Annotated in this window: 11 protein-coding genes; 5 read left to right on the top strand and 6 right to left on the bottom strand. The window is 69.8% G+C overall.

The genetic code is table 11. The features are described from left to right. Positions 1 to 247 precede the first annotated feature (247 nt). From mdlC to ACZ6YV_RS29230, 3 genes are all read right to left on the bottom strand, one after another. Positions 248 to 1,831: a benzoylformate decarboxylase gene (gene mdlC / locus ACZ6YV_RS29240; protein WP_465512649.1), complete on the bottom strand. Its 1,584-nt coding sequence runs from the start codon at positions 1,829 to 1,831 to the stop codon at positions 248 to 250. A gap of 83 nt (positions 1,832 to 1,914) precedes the next feature. After that, complete coding sequence (locus ACZ6YV_RS29235) at positions 1,915 to 2,589, bottom strand: copper homeostasis protein CutC (protein ID WP_465512648.1); 675 nt, start codon at positions 2,587 to 2,589, stop codon at positions 1,915 to 1,917. A 16-nt stretch (positions 2,590 to 2,605) separates the two neighbouring features. Beyond that, the gene (locus ACZ6YV_RS29230) at positions 2,606 to 5,314 is read right to left on the bottom strand and encodes a sensor histidine kinase (protein WP_465512647.1); all 2,709 of its coding nucleotides are present in this window, start codon (positions 5,312 to 5,314) and stop codon (positions 2,606 to 2,608) included. A 191-nt stretch (positions 5,315 to 5,505) separates the two neighbouring features. Between ACZ6YV_RS29230 and ACZ6YV_RS29225 the strand changes: the two genes are divergently transcribed. Next, positions 5,506 to 6,465 carry an ABC transporter substrate-binding protein gene (locus ACZ6YV_RS29225; RefSeq protein WP_465512646.1) on the top strand — a complete coding sequence of 320 codons (960 nt, stop codon included), beginning with the start codon at positions 5,506 to 5,508 and terminating at the stop codon, positions 6,463 to 6,465. Here ACZ6YV_RS29225 and ACZ6YV_RS29220 read toward each other — a convergent pair. After that, on the bottom strand, positions 6,462 to 7,097 hold the full coding sequence (locus ACZ6YV_RS29220) for an LppU/SCO3897 family protein (protein WP_465512645.1): 636 nt from the start codon (positions 7,095 to 7,097) through the stop codon (positions 6,462 to 6,464). The genes ACZ6YV_RS29225 and ACZ6YV_RS29220 overlap by 4 nt on opposite strands. Positions 7,098 to 7,183: 86 nt before the next feature. Between ACZ6YV_RS29220 and ACZ6YV_RS29215 the strand changes: the two genes are divergently transcribed. The 3 genes from ACZ6YV_RS29215 (at position 7,184) to ACZ6YV_RS29205 (ending at position 10,703) form a co-directional block, all read left to right on the top strand. After that, a complete protein-coding gene (locus tag ACZ6YV_RS29215) occupies positions 7,184 to 8,830 on the top strand; it encodes a DNA repair helicase XPB (RefSeq protein ID WP_465512644.1) in 1,647 nt (548 codons plus the stop codon). Between the two features lie 252 nt (positions 8,831 to 9,082). Continuing rightward, on the top strand, positions 9,083 to 9,838 hold the full coding sequence (locus ACZ6YV_RS29210; protein WP_465512643.1) for a DUF4253 domain-containing protein: 756 nt from the start codon (positions 9,083 to 9,085) through the stop codon (positions 9,836 to 9,838). Positions 9,839 to 9,887: 49 nt separating this feature from the next. After that, positions 9,888 to 10,703, top strand: coding sequence for a DUF72 domain-containing protein (locus ACZ6YV_RS29205; protein WP_465512642.1), 816 nt, complete (start codon positions 9,888 to 9,890; stop codon positions 10,701 to 10,703). 121 nt (positions 10,704 to 10,824) lie between these two features. Here the strand turns inward: ACZ6YV_RS29205 and ACZ6YV_RS29200 are convergent, their stop codons facing one another. Further along, a complete protein-coding gene (locus tag ACZ6YV_RS29200; protein ID WP_465512641.1) occupies positions 10,825 to 13,638 on the bottom strand; it encodes an AfsR/SARP family transcriptional regulator in 2,814 nt (937 codons plus the stop codon). Between the two features lie 57 nt (positions 13,639 to 13,695). Here ACZ6YV_RS29200 and ACZ6YV_RS29195 point away from each other — a divergent pair, with 57 nt between their 5' ends. Next, entirely contained in the window at positions 13,696 to 14,640 is a 945-nt protein-coding gene (locus tag ACZ6YV_RS29195) for an o-succinylbenzoate synthase (RefSeq protein WP_465512640.1), read from the top strand. A gap of 59 nt (positions 14,641 to 14,699) precedes the next feature. Here the strand turns inward: ACZ6YV_RS29195 and ACZ6YV_RS29190 are convergent, their stop codons facing one another. Next, positions 14,700 to 15,608: a M23 family metallopeptidase gene (locus ACZ6YV_RS29190; RefSeq protein ID WP_465512639.1), complete on the bottom strand. Its 909-nt coding sequence runs from the start codon at positions 15,606 to 15,608 to the stop codon at positions 14,700 to 14,702. Positions 15,609 to 15,617: the final 9 nt, after the last annotated feature.

The following is a 15,617-nucleotide window of genomic DNA, read 5'->3' as shown; positions in this document are numbered from 1 at the left end:
CCCGCACAGCCCGCCCCAACGACACACGACCAGCCATCACAACCTCCGAACACAATCGGTGTTGCAACGACCCCGTGAACCCAAGGGGCCTTCACTACTTCCTGGGCCCAGGGCTGGAGCCTTCAGCCCTCCTGGCTGCTCGCAACATGTCGCGAAAGCCACTTTCGGGACACCAGATGTCTCGAAAGTGGCTTTCGCGACGCGTCTGGAACGCCAAGAGCTCCTGACCCACGCGCCCTTCAGCTCGTCAGTAGAGCGTGCGCGGGTTCGCGTCGATGCGGACGTGCACCAGGTGCGGGTGCTCGTCCGGCAGCGCGGCTTCCAGCACCGGCTTGAGGTCCTCGGCCTTCTCGACGACCGACGTCCCCAGGCCCAGGCTCTTCGCCAGCGCCGGGAAATCGATGCCGCCGAGGTCGACGCCCGGCACCTTCTCGCCGCCCGCCGCCTCGCCGAGGATGCGCACGGCGGCGTACTCCGAGTTGTCGAAGATCACGAACGTCACCGGCAGGTTGTGCTGCGCCGCCGTCCACAGTGCCTGGACGCAGTACATGCTCGACCCGTCGCCGAGGATGGCGACGACCTTGCGGTCCGGGCGGGCCAGCGCGGCACCGACGGCGGCGGGGAGGCCGTAGCCCAGGGTGCCGCTGGCGACGGTGAGGAAGCCGGTGTCGGTGGACTTGATCGGCAGGTGGTCGTGCAGCTCGTTGCGGTGGCTCGGCGTCTCTTCGACGACGATCGCGTTGTCCGGCAGGACTTCCGAGATCGTGGCGTAGGCGAAGCCCGGCGTGATCGGCGTGGCCGCGGCGGGCTTTTCCAGCCGGGTACGGGACTTCGGCGCTTCCCGCGGCGCGGCCCGGTCCAGGAGCGCGCGGATCGCGAGCTTCGGCGTCGACCGGATCCCGGTGCCCTCGGCGGCCCTGGCGAGGATCTGCTCGTCGTCGCTGATCAGGAACAGCGGCGGCAGCGCGGTTTCCGACTCGCCCCGGTACACGTGGTAGGTGAACGCCGGCGCGCCGATGACGACCACGAGGTCGTGCTCGGCCAGCGCGCTCGCGAGCATCTTTCGTTCCGGCTGCAGGAAACCGAAGAACTGCGGGTGGTCCTCGGGGAAGGAGCTGCGCGCGCCCATCGGCGGCGCCCAGACCCCGGCGCCCACCTTCTCGGCCAGCGCGACGACGTCCGGCACGGCGCCTTCACCGTCGATGCCGGGGCCGACCACGATCGCCGGGCGCTCGGCGGCGTCCAAGGCGGACACCAGTTCGTCCACAGCGGACGGATCGGGCGCGAAGCCGCGGATCGCCGGCCGGGAGATGATCGGCTTCGTGGTCTCGACGTCCCAGTCGTCCACGGGCACGGAGACGAACACCGGACCCATGGGCGCCTGCGTCGCGATGTGATACGCCCGCGCCAGCGCCGCCGGGACGTCCTCGGCCCTGGCCGGTTCGCAGCTCCACTTCACGTACGGCTTGGGGAAGTTCGTCGCCTCGACGGCACCGAGGAAAGGGTCGTCCGGCAGCAGCGACCTGGTCTGCTGGCCGGCCAGGATGATCAGTGGCGCGTTGTTGCGATAGGCGGTGAAGATGTGCCCGAGCGCGTGGCCGACCCCGCCCGCGGAGTGCAGGTTCACCAGCGCCGGCCGTCGCGAGGCGCGGGCGTACCCGTCGGCCATCGCGACGACGGACGCCTCGTGGAGCGCGAGCACGTAGGTGAAGTCGTCCGGCCATTCCGTGAGGAAGGCGATCTCGGTCGTGCCGGGGTTGCCGAAAACCGTGGTCAGGCCCAGTTCGCGCAGCAGTTCCCTGGTCGCGTCACGTACGGTGCGGGTAGCCATGGCGCACACGGTATCTCGTCACCCGGCGATAGTTGAAGATGCAACCTCATATCACCGTGTGTGGTCTGGACCTGACCCGGTGTTCACTTGACCAGGGCCGCCCACTCGCGCACGGCGGAGGCGTCCACATCGGACTCCCAGCCGCCGGGCCGGACGGCGCTGCCGACGTGGAACGCGCGCACCCCGCCTGCCCGCAGCAGATGCACCTGCTGGGCCCGCAGACCGCCGCCGACCAGCAGCTGAGGCCCGTCCTCACGCCGGGCGAGCCGCTGCAGGACCGAGAGACCGTGCGCCACGCCGTGCGGATGCCCGGCCGCGAGCACCGTGTCGCACCCGAGCGCGGCCAGCTGGTCGTAGGCGCGCAACGGGTCCCGCGCGCGGTCGATGGCCCGGTGGAACGTCCACGGCAGACCGTCGAGCTCCTTCACCAGGGTCTCGCAGGCGTCGACGTCGATTTCGCTTTCCAGGTCCAGGAAGCCGAGGACGAACTCCCGCGCGCCCGCTTCGATCAGCCGTACGGCGTCCGCGCGCAGCCCGTCGAGGTCACCGGCGGCGAACGACATGTTGTCTCGCAACATGACCCGCACCGGAAGATCGGTGGCGGCGAGCACGTCGCGCAGCGTCCCGACCGACGGCGTCAGACCGTCGCTGGCCATGTCGCTGACCAGTTCGAGGCGATCGGCCCCGCCCTCCTGTGCGCGCTCCGCGTCCGCCGCGGTCAGCGCGATCACTTCCAGCAGGCCGGTTTTCGGGCTCATGGACCTTCCAATTCGCTCAATCCGAGGGGTTGTTCTCTTCACCCCTGGCGTGGCGACCGCGCCGGAATCCGCCTTGCAGGCTGGTCATCCGTTCGCGAACCGCTTCGGGGGAAAGTGAGAGTATCGGCCTCTCCCCTCGCGGCTTCTCCGGCCTGTCGTCCTGCGACCGGGCCTCGGGGACGACGGCGGGCAGCACCGGCCACGTCTCCTCCGCCCCGTCCTCCTGTTCCAGCTCGGCGGACGTCGGCCAAGCGTGCTCCGGCTCGGGCTCCGGGGCCTCTTCTTTCGGCACCAGAGCCTTCGGTTCCACCGGCTTGAGCGCCGGCTCGGTCGGCTCGTCCGGTTCCTGCGCGGGTTCCTGGCTCGCGGCGCTCGCCTCGGCCGCTTTCACCGGCTCGAACGAGGGCAAGGAGGGCGGGCCGGGTTCGGCGGGCGAGGGCCCCTCGCGCGGGCCACCGTGGTCGAACCACTGCGAAAGCACGCTCTGGTACTTCGGCATCCGCTCGGTCGGCGAGTCCAGTTCGAGATGGTTGGCGGCGTCGTCGTCCGACGAAGGCCACTCCGGCTGGTTCTCGCGTTCGACGACGGGCGCGCGCCGCAGCGGCCCGGGATCCAGCACGGGCGCGAACCGCGACTCCGCGTCGCTCTCCTCCGGTTCGGGCAGCGGCGGGACTTCCAGCGGCGGTTCGGGTTCCGGCTCGGGGGTGGCGGCGACGGGCGGGGGTTCCGGCATCGGGGCGGGGCGCGGCGCTTCGACGATGAGCCCGGCGGGCACGACGACCACCGCGGTGATCCCGCCGCCGTCTGCGGACCGCAGGCGGACGTCGATGCGGTGCCGGACGGCCAGCGTCGCGACCACGAACAGGCCCATCCGCCGCGAGACCTCGACGTCGACGTCCGGCGGGTTCGCCAGCCGCGTGTTGGTCCGGTCGATCTCCGCCTGCGGCATCCCGGCGCCGTGGTCGGTGATCTCGATCTGCCATTCGCCGCGTTCGGTCTCGTGCCCCTCGACCCGCACCATCGTGCTCCGGTCCGAGTAGCGGGTCGCGTTCTCCAGCAGCTCGGAGACCACGTGCACGAGGTCGTTGACGGCCTCGCCGCGCACCGCGATCCGGGGCGCCGCGCCGAGTTCGATGCGCTGGTAGTGCTCGACCTCCGAGAGCGCGGCGCCGATGATCTCGTCGGCGACGACGGATCCGCCGTCCTCGCGGACGACGTCGGTCCCGGAGAGCACCAGCAGGTTCTCGCTGTTGCGCCGCATCCGCGTCGCGAGGTGGTCGAGTTCGAACAGGCCGGCGAGCGTGTCGGGATCCTGTTCGTCGGCCTCCATGCGGTCCAGCACGGAAAGCTGGCGCTCGACGAGATCCTGGCTGCGCTGAGACAGGTTCACGAACATCGCGTTGATGTTCTCCCGCAGCATGGCCTGTTCCCCGGCGAGTCGGACGGCCTCGCCGTGCACCGCGTCGAAAGCCCGCGCCACCTGGCCGAGTTCCTCGCGGCTGAACACCGGCACCGGCGCGACGGCCAGCCGCCGTCGCAGGTTCTCCGGCTGCGGCTCAGGATCACTGAGCAGGCCTTGGACGGCCGCCGGGAGCTGGTGTTCGGCGACCTGGAGCGCGCTGCGGCGCAGGATCCGCAGCGGCCGCAACAGCGAACGCGCGATGATCACCGAGAGCACCCCGGCGATCACCAGTACGGCGAGCACGATGCCGCCGTCCCAGATCGCGGACGTTCTCGCTTGTGCCGCAAGGGCGTCCGTGCGTTCCTGCAGCTGCACGAGCAGCCCTTGCTGCACCTGATGGGCCAGATTGACCGTGTAGGTGGCGGAGGTGTCCCACTGGTTCGGGTCCAGCCCGCCGAGGCCCTGGTTGTTCTCGGCGCGGATGAGCGCCGATTCGACCATGTCGTTGCCGATGTCGACGATCAGGCCGATGACCGTGTCGTCGTACATCCGCTGCTGTTCGGGGGTCGCGAAGGTGCGGTAGTCGTTGCGGGCGGCGGCGAGTTCGGCCTCCGCGCCGAGCAGCGCGCGGGTCCTGTCCCGGTTGAGGCCGCCCTGGGCGAGCGCGGCCGCCATGATCGCTCGCTTGACCGACATCTGGTCCTTGATCCGCGCGAGCGCGTTGCCCGCGAGGCGGAGCTTCCCCAGATCCGGATCGGACACGTCGGCGGCGGTGGAATCGCTGATGTCGAGCAGGCCCGAGATCAGTTCGCTGTAGGAGCGCAGCACCGCGTCGGCGGGGAAAGCCGAGTGTTCCGCGGAAAAGCGGAGCCCGGTCAGCACGCGCAGGCGGTCACTGGTCAGCTGCAGGCTGGTCGCGGACTTGTCGCCGAGCCTGCTCTTGCTCTCGCCGAGCGTGCGGTCGAAAGTGCCGATGGCCTCGTCGACGCGTTTGCGTTGCTCGGTCAGTTCGGAGACGTCGCCCTTGCGATCGCCCGCGACGAACCGGACGGTGAGGTCCCGTTCACGCTGGAGCTGGTGCACGGCCTCGGCGACGGTGCTGTCGACCCGGCCGCGGGTGGCGAATTCGGCCAGCTGCCGCGCATCCCGCAGATCCGAGTTGACCCGGAGCCCGACGAGGGCGACCACCGCGAGCGCGGGAATCAGGAGTACCACGAAGAGTTTGGTACGCAGGTGCCAGTTCCGCAGCCGCCAACGGCCACCGACGCGAGGGTGTCGTTCCGCCGCGTCGCCCCCACGGGGACGCTTGTCGCGACGGGCCACCTGGTTTCCTTTTCCCACCACGGGACCCTTTCCCATGGCTGACATCGGGGACGAGAGCCCGAACCTACTGTAGAGTAACAAGGTTCGAGAACGATCGAAAGCCGCGCAATCCGGCGTCTCCCGCACGCGATCGTATGGGGCCCGGACCATACGATCCAGCAGGAGGAGCACATTCTCTCGGTAGGTGAGCGGTGACGAAGATGCGCGTCTTGGCGATTCCGCTGGTAGCGGCTCTGCTGGCGACAGCCGGTTGCGGAGTGTTTTCCGGCGGTGACGCAAGCAGCGACGCGCCACTCGAACGGTCGGAACTACGCATCGGTGTCGGAAGCCCCATCGACACGGCACCCTTGAGGGTCGCCGTCGCCGAAGGGAAGTTCACCGCCGCAGGCCTCGCCGTGACCCTCGTCGATGTTCCCGCCGACCAGGCGATCGGCAAGCTTTCCGCGGGCGAGATCGACCTGGCCTTCGCCAGCGACGTGTCGATCTTCCGCGCCGCCGCGGCCGGGACCGCGCTCCAGTTGCAGGGCGAGGCCTACACCGCCGGCCGCAACACCATGGCGCTCGTCACACTCCCCGGCTCCGACTACTCCGAGCCGACGCTCAAGAAGGCACCGAAGATCGCGGTGAACATGCTCGACGACGTCGGCGTGCTCGCGGCCCGTTCGGTGCTCGGGACCGCGGGCGTGGACGTGAACAAGATTCAGTTCAAGCAGAACCCGTTCGACCGGATGCCGCAGGCGCTGCAGGCGGGCGAGGTCGACGCGGCGTGGATGGTCGAGCCGTACATCACGAGGGCCGAGAAGGAACTCGGGGCGAGCATCCTCGCCGACGGCGCGCGCGGCGCGACGCTGGACTTCCCGATGTCGTCCTACGTCTCGACAGGCTCCTTCGGCCAAGGCAACGCCCGCACGCTCGCGGCCTTCCGGGAAGTGCTCGGCGAGGCGCAGGTGCGGGCCGCCGACCCGGCCGTCGTCCGCGACGCGCTGCCGACGTTCTCCGACATCGACCGGACCACCGCGTCGCTGATCTCGCTCGGGTCGTACCCGGTCTCCCTCAACGGCATCCGGCTGCAGCGGGTCGCCGACCTGATGCACAACTCCGGCATGCTCGGCGCGCGGCTCGACGTCCAGTCGATGGTGCCCCGCTCTTAAATATTCTCGCCGGTCGGCCGCAGGCACACTGTGCGCTCGGGCGGCCCGGTGTAGTGCAGCTCGGTGTCGTCCGACGAGCAGGCGGTCTCCGACGACCCCTTCGTCACGACGGCCCGCGCCTCCGCGCTGATGTCGGTGCAGCGGACCTTCGCGATCCGCGTCTCGTGCACGACGTCACGCAGGCAGTCCCCGGTCTCGACGTTCAGCGCGAGACAGAGCGTCTTCTCGGCCTTCTTGCTCGACGAACTCCCGTACAGCTCGAACTGGACGTAGTCCGAATCACGGCATCCGGACGAGCCGGAGCGCACCTCGTCGATGCGGAAGGTCGCGCGGCTCGACGTGCAGCTGGTGGTCGTGTAGCTCTGGGCGCCGCCCGCCTCGTCGGTCAGGTACAGGCATTTGCCCGCCTCGACCGTGGTGAACTTGCCCGACTGCGAGATCCCCCAGGCGACCAGGCTCCCCACGCCCAGCGCGACGACGACGCCGAAGACGATGGACACCTTGGCCAGCACGCTGATCGGCGGCGGCTTCGGGAACGGCGTCGGCGGCCCCACCTCCGGCATCGCGGGCAGCGGCGCGGGCGCGTTGAACGGGTCGTACTCGGGCATCCCGCCGGTCGGTGTAGTCGTCAAAGTCCCCTCCTCCTCACCTAAGGCACATCCTTCCACCAGCGGTGCCGCGACGGGAGCCGGTGTGGCCGGAACGTATAAAGGAGGATGTGACCGATGGCCCGCTGATCGTCCAGTCCGACAAGACCGTGCTCCTCGAGGTCGACAACAGCCAGGCCGACGACGCGCGGATCGCCATCGCGCCGTTCGCCGAGCTGGAACGCGCGCCCGAGCACATCCACACCTACCGGATCACGCCGCTGGCGTTGTGGAACGCCCGTGCGGCCGGCCACGACGCCGAACAGGTCGTCGACGCGCTGACGACGTACTCGCGGTTTCCCGTGCCCCAGCCGCTGCTCATCGACATCGTGGACACGATGGGCCGGTTCGGGCGGCTCCAGATCGCCAATCACCCGGCGCACGGCCTGGTCATGTCGACCATCGACCGCGCGGTGCTGGAGGAGATCCTCCGGCACAAGAAGATCAGCCCGATGCTGGGCGCGCGCATCGACGACGACACCGTCATCGTGCACCCGTCCGAGCGCGGACGGCTCAAGCAGGCGCTGCTGAAGGTCGGGTGGCCGGCGGAGGACCTCGCGGGCTACGTCGACGGTGAGGCGCACCCGATCGAGCTGGCCGAGGACGGCTGGGAGCTGCGCGACTACCAGCGCAGGGCCGCCGAAGCGTTCTGGGCCGGCGGGTCCGGCGTCGTCGTGCTGCCCTGCGGCGCCGGCAAGACGCTGGTCGGCGCGGCGGCCATGGCGCACGCGAAGGCGACGACGCTGATCCTGGTGACGAACACCGTCGCCGGACGGCAGTGGAAGCGGGAGCTCATCGCGCGGACGTCGCTCACCGAGGAGGAGATCGGCGAGTACTCCGGGGAGAAGAAGGAGATCCGGCCGGTCACCATCGCGACGTACCAGGTGGTCACCCGCAAGACCAAGGGCGAATACCGGCACCTGGACCTGTTCGACTCGCGGGACTGGGGCTTGGTGGTCTACGACGAGGTCCACCTGCTGCCCGCGCCGGTGTTCCGGATGACCGCGGACCTGCAGTCGCGGCGGCGGCTGGGGCTGACGGCGACCCTGGTGCGCGAGGACGGCCGCGAAGGCGACGTGTTCTCCCTGATCGGCCCGAAGCGGTACGACGTCCCGTGGCGCGACATCGAGGCGCAGGGCTGGATCGCGCCCGCGGAGTGCACCGAGGTCCGGGTGACGCTGACGGACGCCGAGAGGCTCGCGTACGCGACGGCCGAGGCCGAGGAGCGGTACAAGCTGGCGGCGACCGCGGACACCAAGACCAAGGTGATCAAAACGCTGGTGGACCGGCATCCCGGCGAGCCGACGCTGGTCATCGGGGCCTATCTCGACCAGCTGGAGATGATCGGCGACGAACTGGACGCGCCGGTGATCCAGGGCGCGACGCGGAACAAGGAGCGCGAGGAGCTTTTCGACGCTTTCCGGCGCGGTGAGATCAGGACGCTGGTCGTTTCGAAGGTCGCCAACTTCTCGATCGACCTGCCGGAGGCCTCGGTCGCGATCCAGATCTCCGGGACGTTCGGTTCGCGGCAGGAAGAGGCCCAGCGGCTCGGACGGCTGTTGCGGCCCAAGGGCGACGGGCGGCAGGCGCACTTCTACTCGGTCGTCTCGCGGGACACCGTCGACACCGAGTACGCGGCGCACCGGCAGCGGTTCCTGGCCGAACAGGGGTACGCGTACCGGATCGTGGACGCGGACGACCTGCTGCGCCCCATGTGACCCCTCGCGTTTAGTCCTCTGACTGCGGTCTGCTGAAAGTACGTGAAGGCCCCCTTCATTGCGTCTAGCGCAGTGAAGGGGGCCTTCACGTACTTCGGCGTCCACTGTGGACGGTACCGATGTGGCGCCTGTGACTTCAGGGACGCCTGGGGCGCCGGTCCCGAAATCCCGCAAACGGGGTATCGAAAACTGTCGGTGCTTCGAACTAGTGTTCGGGTAGAGTTGACCGAACACCAGTTCGAGGGGAAGCCGATGACGATCGCACCGTTCCGACCGGGTACGCCGCCCGTCCAGACCCTGCCGCCCGGCCGGTGGCACGGCCGGATCTGGGTTTCGGATCTGCCTTTGGCCAAGCCGGAGCGCTACACCGGCTGTGTCGCCGAGTTCGACCGCTCCGGGCTGTGGCCGGTGCTGATCCCGCACGATCAGCGGTTCGCGGCCAACGGCGAGGACTGGCTCGACGACCGCGGCAGGCTCGCCCCCGCCGACCACCGGATCTCCTCGGTGGACCCGGCCGAGGTGCTGGCCCGCTGGTGGGACACGTCGTGCTGCGACGGCGCCTGCCTGCGTCCGTTCGGCGCGAAGTTCCCCGGCCTCGCGCGCCGTCCGTCGCGCCGGGCGGATCCGCTGGCCGAGGCGGGCAACACCGGGTCGATCCTGGCCGCGCGCGGGCAGCACCGGCTCGCACTGGTGCAGACGGAGCGGCCCGCCGACATCCCGGCGATCCTCGGCTGGACAGGCATGATCAAGGCGACCGATCAGGTCCACGAGCTGTCCGCGATCCTGCGCAGCTGGGAAGACCGCTTCGGCGCGACGCTCACGGTGCTGGGTTTCGACTCGATGGAGCTGTCGGTGGCCGCGCCGCCGCGCACCCAGGGTCGCGCGCTCACGGTCGCCGCCGAGCACCGTTCGTTCTGCCTGCCCGCGTTCGCCGGTCAGCCGGGCAATCTGCGCGAGTTCGCCGCCAACCTGGTCCAGACCCGCCGGTGGCGGTTCTCGTGGGCGTGAGCGGGCGTTTGCGCCGGGAGGAGAGGGGGAATCAGGGCATCGGAAGGCGGTGATCGACGTCGCGGAGCTGAGGATCGGCACTTCGGGCTGGCGCTACCCGTCCTGGCGTGGGGACTTCTATCCCCACGGGCTGGTGCAGCGGCGCGAGCTGGAATACCTGGCGGGTCGCATGAACTCGGCCGAGCTCAACGGCTCGTTCTACTCCCTGCAACGGCCCGAGCGGTACCGGGCGTGGGCCGAGCAGACACCGGACGACTTCGTCTTCGCCGTCAAGGGCGGCCGCTTCATCACGCATCAGAAGCGACTGCGCGACGTCGAGACGCCGCTGGCGAACTTCTTCGCGTCCGGGGTGCTGGCGCTCGGCCGGAAACTGGGGCCGATCCTCTGGCAGCTGCCGCCTCGGCTGGCGTTCGACGCCGAGCGCGTCGAGGCGTTCTTCAAGCTGCTGCCGCGCACCAGTCACGCCGCCGCCAAGCTCGCGGGTGAGCACGACGACAAGCTGAAGGCCGAACCGCACACCGACGCGAAGCCTCGCCGGAAGCTCCGGCACGCCGTCGAAGTACGGCATCCGAGCTTCGCCGAACCCGAAAGCCTCGAACTGTTCCGGAAGCACGGCATCGCGCTCGTGGTCGCCGACACCGCCGGGAAGTTCCCTTTCGTCGACGAGATGACGAGCGAGGATTTCGCGTACGTCCGCCTGCACGGCGCGGAGGAGTTGTACGTCAGCGGGTACAGCGAGAAGGCTCTCGAGCAGTGGGCTCGCAAGATCGAAGGCTGGCGTCGCGACACGTACGTCTACTTCGACAATGACGTCGAGGGCGAGGCCCCGAAGAACGCGATGGCCCTCGCGAAACTCCTGGTCTGAACCGCGCGAGCTGCACAGTCAGCGCACAGTGAGCGGTGTCCTGTTAGGTGGCGCGTGAGGCACGGGCGTACTCGCGTGCTGCTGTTACTGGGGGTCGGCACGCCGGGCGCCCGTGCCTCGCTCAACTTTGGCCGGCGATGAGCGACGCGAGCTTCGTGCGGACGTCCTCGGCGTCCGGATGCGCGAGTTCGGTCAGCACCCGGACCGAACGCAGCCAGCAGTCCCGCGCCGACGAGGGATCCCCGAACCGCAGATGGATTCCGCCGAGCTGGGCCAGCACGTCGGCCGCCTCGTAGAGCTCGCCGTGGGCGAAGAACATCTCGACGGCCCGCTTCATACAGGCGATGCCCTCGTCGTGGCGGCCGAGCCCGACCAGCGCGGTCCCCTTGGTGTGCAAGGTGAAGCGGGCTTCGTCGGGGAGCGCGTGCGCCTCCAGCGCCAGTGCCTGGTCGGCGAAGTCGAGCGCCTGCTCGAAGCGGCCGGCCTGGGTGCAGATGTCGCCGAGGGCTTGCAGCGCGCTGGCCTCCATGCCGGCGCCGACGTTGGACTCCCGGATGAGTGCCAGCGCGCGCGTCCCGTATTCCCATCCGGTGTCGGCGTCCTGACTGGCCAGCGTGAGGTTGTAGAGCGCCCGCGCCTCCCCCTGCCGGTCCCCGACCTGCCGTTGCAGTTCGACGACCTGCTTGAGGTAGGCGATGCTGTCTTCGTACTGGCGGGCGACCCCGCAGGCCACTCCGAGTCCGCTGAGCATGGCGGCCTCGCCGGAGCGGTCCCCCAGATCGCGAGCCGCCCGGAGCGCGACGCCGAACACCGAACGCCAGTCCTCCAACCGGGCCCGCACGATGAAGTACGACTGGAGCAGCCATGCCAGCTGCCAGCACTCCCGGAATCGCCGCTCCCGGTAGGCGACGTTCACCGCGGCGATGAGGTTTCCCGCCTCCTCGTCGAACCAGTCCAGCGCCTGTTCGTAGTGCCCGAACTTCAGCCCCGCGCCGTCGAACCGCTCCGGCTCGACGAGCCGGTAGTGCCTGTCCGAACGCAAGAGCCTCGACGCGTTCAGCGCGGAGGCCAGCGACGCGTGGAGCAGCCTGTCCAGCACTGCCGTCCGCGCCTCGGGCCCGTCGATTTCCGCCGAGAGTTCAGCCGCGTAGGCGCGGATCAGGTCGTGGAACTGGTATCGACCTGGTCTGGACCGCGCGATCAGATGCGCGGAAGCCAGTTTCGCCAGGTCGATGTGTGCTTCCGCGATGGGGACCCCGGCCACCGCCGCGGCCGCGGGCACGCTGAAGTCGCCGCCGGTGGGCAGGCCGAGCAGCCGCAGCAGCCGCGCCGCCCGTTCGTCGAGCGCGCGGTACGAGTACGAGAAGACGGCCCGGATGTTCGTCTCGTCGCCGTCGGCGAGGTCGAACGAGTCCAGCCTGTCCTGTTCGGCTTCGAGCAGCCGGACGAATTCCCTCAGCGCGAGATCCGGGAACTGCGCCGCCCGCACCGCGAGGATCCGGATGGCCAGCGGCAGCCCGCCGCAGTACCGGATGAACCGTTCCGTGGCCTCGGGATCCTCGGTGACCCGGTCCAGCCCGATCGTCGAAGCGACGAGGGCTATCGCGTCCTCGTCCGGCAGCTCCTCCAGCGCGACACGCCTCGCGCCGTGGGTCGCCACGAGCGCCTGCAACTGCCAGCGGCTGGTCACCAGCACCAGGCAGCCGGGGCCGGGCAGCAGCGGCTGGATCTGCTCGGTGCTCGCGGCGTTGTCGAGCAGGATCAGCATCCGGCGGCCGGCGCTGTAGGTGCGCCAAGTCGCCGCGCGGCCGTCGACGTCGGCGGGGATCCGGTCGGCGGGGACACCGACGGACACGAGCATGGTTTCGAGCGCGGTGGCGGCTTCGACCGGCTCTCCTGGACCGTATCCGCGCAGGTTGAGATACACCTGACCGCCGGGGAAGCGTTCTCCGACCTCGTGCGCGAAATGGACGGCGAGCGTCGTCTTGCCGATGCCGCCCATGCCCTCGATCGACGCGATGGACGTCGACCACTCGGTTTCCAGCGCTTCCGGGACGAGTCCGTGCAGCGCCTTGAGATCGCGCTGGCGGCCGGAGAACACCCGGAGATCCGCCGGAAGCTGACGCGGGATCAGCGGTTCGGCGCCGAGGCGGTACCGCGTCAGCTCGGAATCCAAGGTGGTCTCGACGGACTCTTCGCCGGTCAGGATCGCCTGGTGCGCCCGCTGCAACGACGCGCCGGGGTCGAGGCCGAGCTCTTCGGCCAGCACCGCGCCGATCCGGCGGTAGACGTTCAGCGCCTCGGCCTGCCTGCCCGAGCGGTAGAGCGCGATCATCAGCTGCTCGTGCAGCCGCTCCCGCAGCGGGTTCTCGCGGCACAGCCTGGTCAGAGTGGGGACGACGGTGGCGTGATCGCCGAGGGCGATGAGCGCGTCCGCCCACTGCTCGCGGACACGAAGCCGCTCTTCGCCCAGCTGGTCGGCTTCGTCCCGAAGCAGCGCTTCGGAGTGGACGTTCTGCAGCGCCGGACCGCGCCATTCGGACAGCGCGGCGGCGAACCGATCGGCGGCCTGACGCAGGTCACCGTCCGCCGCGGCCTCCGCTCCCGCCGCGGCGGAGGCGCGGAAACGGGCGAGGTCGAGCAGGCTCTCGTCGAGTTCGAGCAGGTAGCCGCCGCGTTCGGTGCGGATGGTGACCTCGTCGCCGAGCGCGCGGCGGACCCGCAGGATGTAGGTCTGCAGGGCGCCCTTGGACCGGCGCTGATCGTCCGGCCACAGCCAGCGGCCCAGCTCCTCGACCGGCACCACCGTGTTCGCGCGCAGCACCAGGCCTGCCAGCACGATGAGCGGTCTGCTGCCGCCCAAGGGCACCGGCAGCCCGTCGGCCGTGACCTCGGTGGGTCCCAGCACGCGAAAGTCGAGTGCCACGTCGCTCATTCTGTCCGGAATCGTGCGAAACGGCACGCGATTCCACCGGTGGCATGATCGGTGCCGATGGACGTCTACTCGATCCCCCTGCGCACACGGTTCCGCGGCATCACCGTCCGTGAAGGACTGCTGATCCACGGCGAAGCGGGCTGGGGCGAATTCTGCCCGTTCTCCGACTACTCCGACACCGAAAGCGCGCCGTGGCTCGCGTCCGCGCTGGAGGCGAGCGAACGCGGGTGGCCGTCGCCGGTGCGGGAGAGCGTCGAGGTGAACGCGACCGTCCCGGTGGTGTCCCCGGAGAAGGCGTACGAACTCGTGTCCGCGTCGGGCTGCCGCACGGCGAAGGTGAAGGTCGCCGACCCGCGGGTGAGCCTCGCCGACGACTGCGCCCGGGTGGAGGCGGTGCGGTCGGCGCTGGGTCCGGGAGGCGCGATTCGCGTCGACGCGAACACGGCCTGGGACGTGGACACCGCGATCAAGGCCATCGGCGAACTGGACCGCGCGGCGGGCGGGCTCGAATACGTCGAGCAGCCGTGCCCGTCGATCGAAGAGCTGGCCGGCGTCCGGCGCCGGGTCGGGGTGCGGATCGCCGCGGACGAATCGATCCGCCGGGCCGAGGACCCGCTCAAGGTGGCCGTCGCGGGAGCGGCCGACATCGCCGTGCTGAAGGTCGCGCCGCTGGGCGGGGTCCGGCGGGCGTTGGAGGTGGCCGAAGCCTGCGGCCTGCCGTGCGTGGTGTCCTCCGCCGTCGAGACGAGCGTCGGGCTCGCCGCCGGACTGGCGCTCGCGGGCGCACTGCCCACTTTGGACTTCGCCTGCGGACTGGGCACGATGTCCTTGCTGACGGGTGACGTCTGCGGGACTTCACTGTCTCCTGTGGACGGACGCCTGCCGGTGCCGCTTCAGGCTCCCGGGCCCGACCTGTTCGCTGCTCACGCCGCCGATCCGGACATCCGCGCGGCTTGGGAGTCCCGCTTCACCCGCGTCCGCGCCCACCTGGGGACGCTATGAATGGCCCGTTACTCGCAAATTTTGCGAGTAACGGGCCGTTCATAGCGTTCGAGAGAAGATCAGCCGCAGTGTTCCAGCGGGGATTCATAGCTGGAGGACCCCGCCGAACCGCCCCACTTGACGCACTTCGCGCCCGCGGCCGCGCTCACCGGGCCCGCGTAGTACTCGAAGCTGCCGGAATCGGTCTTCCTGGCCGCGCCTTCCACTTCGAGGAAGGCCGAAACCGCGCTGGCCGCACCGACCGACGTGGACTTGATGGTGGTGACGCAGTTGTTCTTGCTCGTGCCGTTGTACAGCAGGTACGTGGTCGCGGCGCTGCCGAGCGCCTGCGAGTCGATCACCTTGTAGCCGTCGCCGCACACCTCGACGGCGTCGTACGGGTTCGGGTTCCCGCTGCCGCTGCAGGTGTTCTTGGAGGTCACGTTGGCGTTGGGGTAGCCGAACTTCGCGCCGTTGAAGTACGCGGGCTTGATGTTGTCGGGCCACAGGGCGTCGTTGGTGCGGACCTCGTAGTGCAGGTGCGGGCTGATGTTGTTGCCCGGCTTGGAGGTGTTGCCGACCTCGCCGATCTTCTGCCCTTGCGCGACCTGCGCGCCGACCGCGACCGAACGCACCTTCAGATGCGCGTAGTAGGTCGACCATCCCCCACCGTGGTCGACCTTCACCAGGTTGCCGAAGCCGTTCGCCGAACCCTGGTGCGCCGAGGTGACCACCTTGCCCGCCGCCGCCGCGACGACCGTGTCGCCCAGGTCCGCTCCCGCGGAACCGCCGCGGTTGAAGTCGATTTCGTACGCCCGGTGCGCGCTGCTGTTGTCGTTGTCGCCGTTCCACACCTGGTTGCAGGGGAACGGAAGCTGGAAGTTGGGACGCGGCCCGACGGCGGCTTCGGCCGACGTCGCGGTGATCGCCAGCCCGGCCATGCCCAGCAACGCGGTGGCGGCCGCGGTGACCACTCGTCTGAGTCTCATCAGAATGTC

It is taken from the genome of Amycolatopsis sp. NPDC102522 (assembly GCF_055584485.1).
This window is presented reverse-complemented; position numbering and strand designations above follow the sequence as displayed.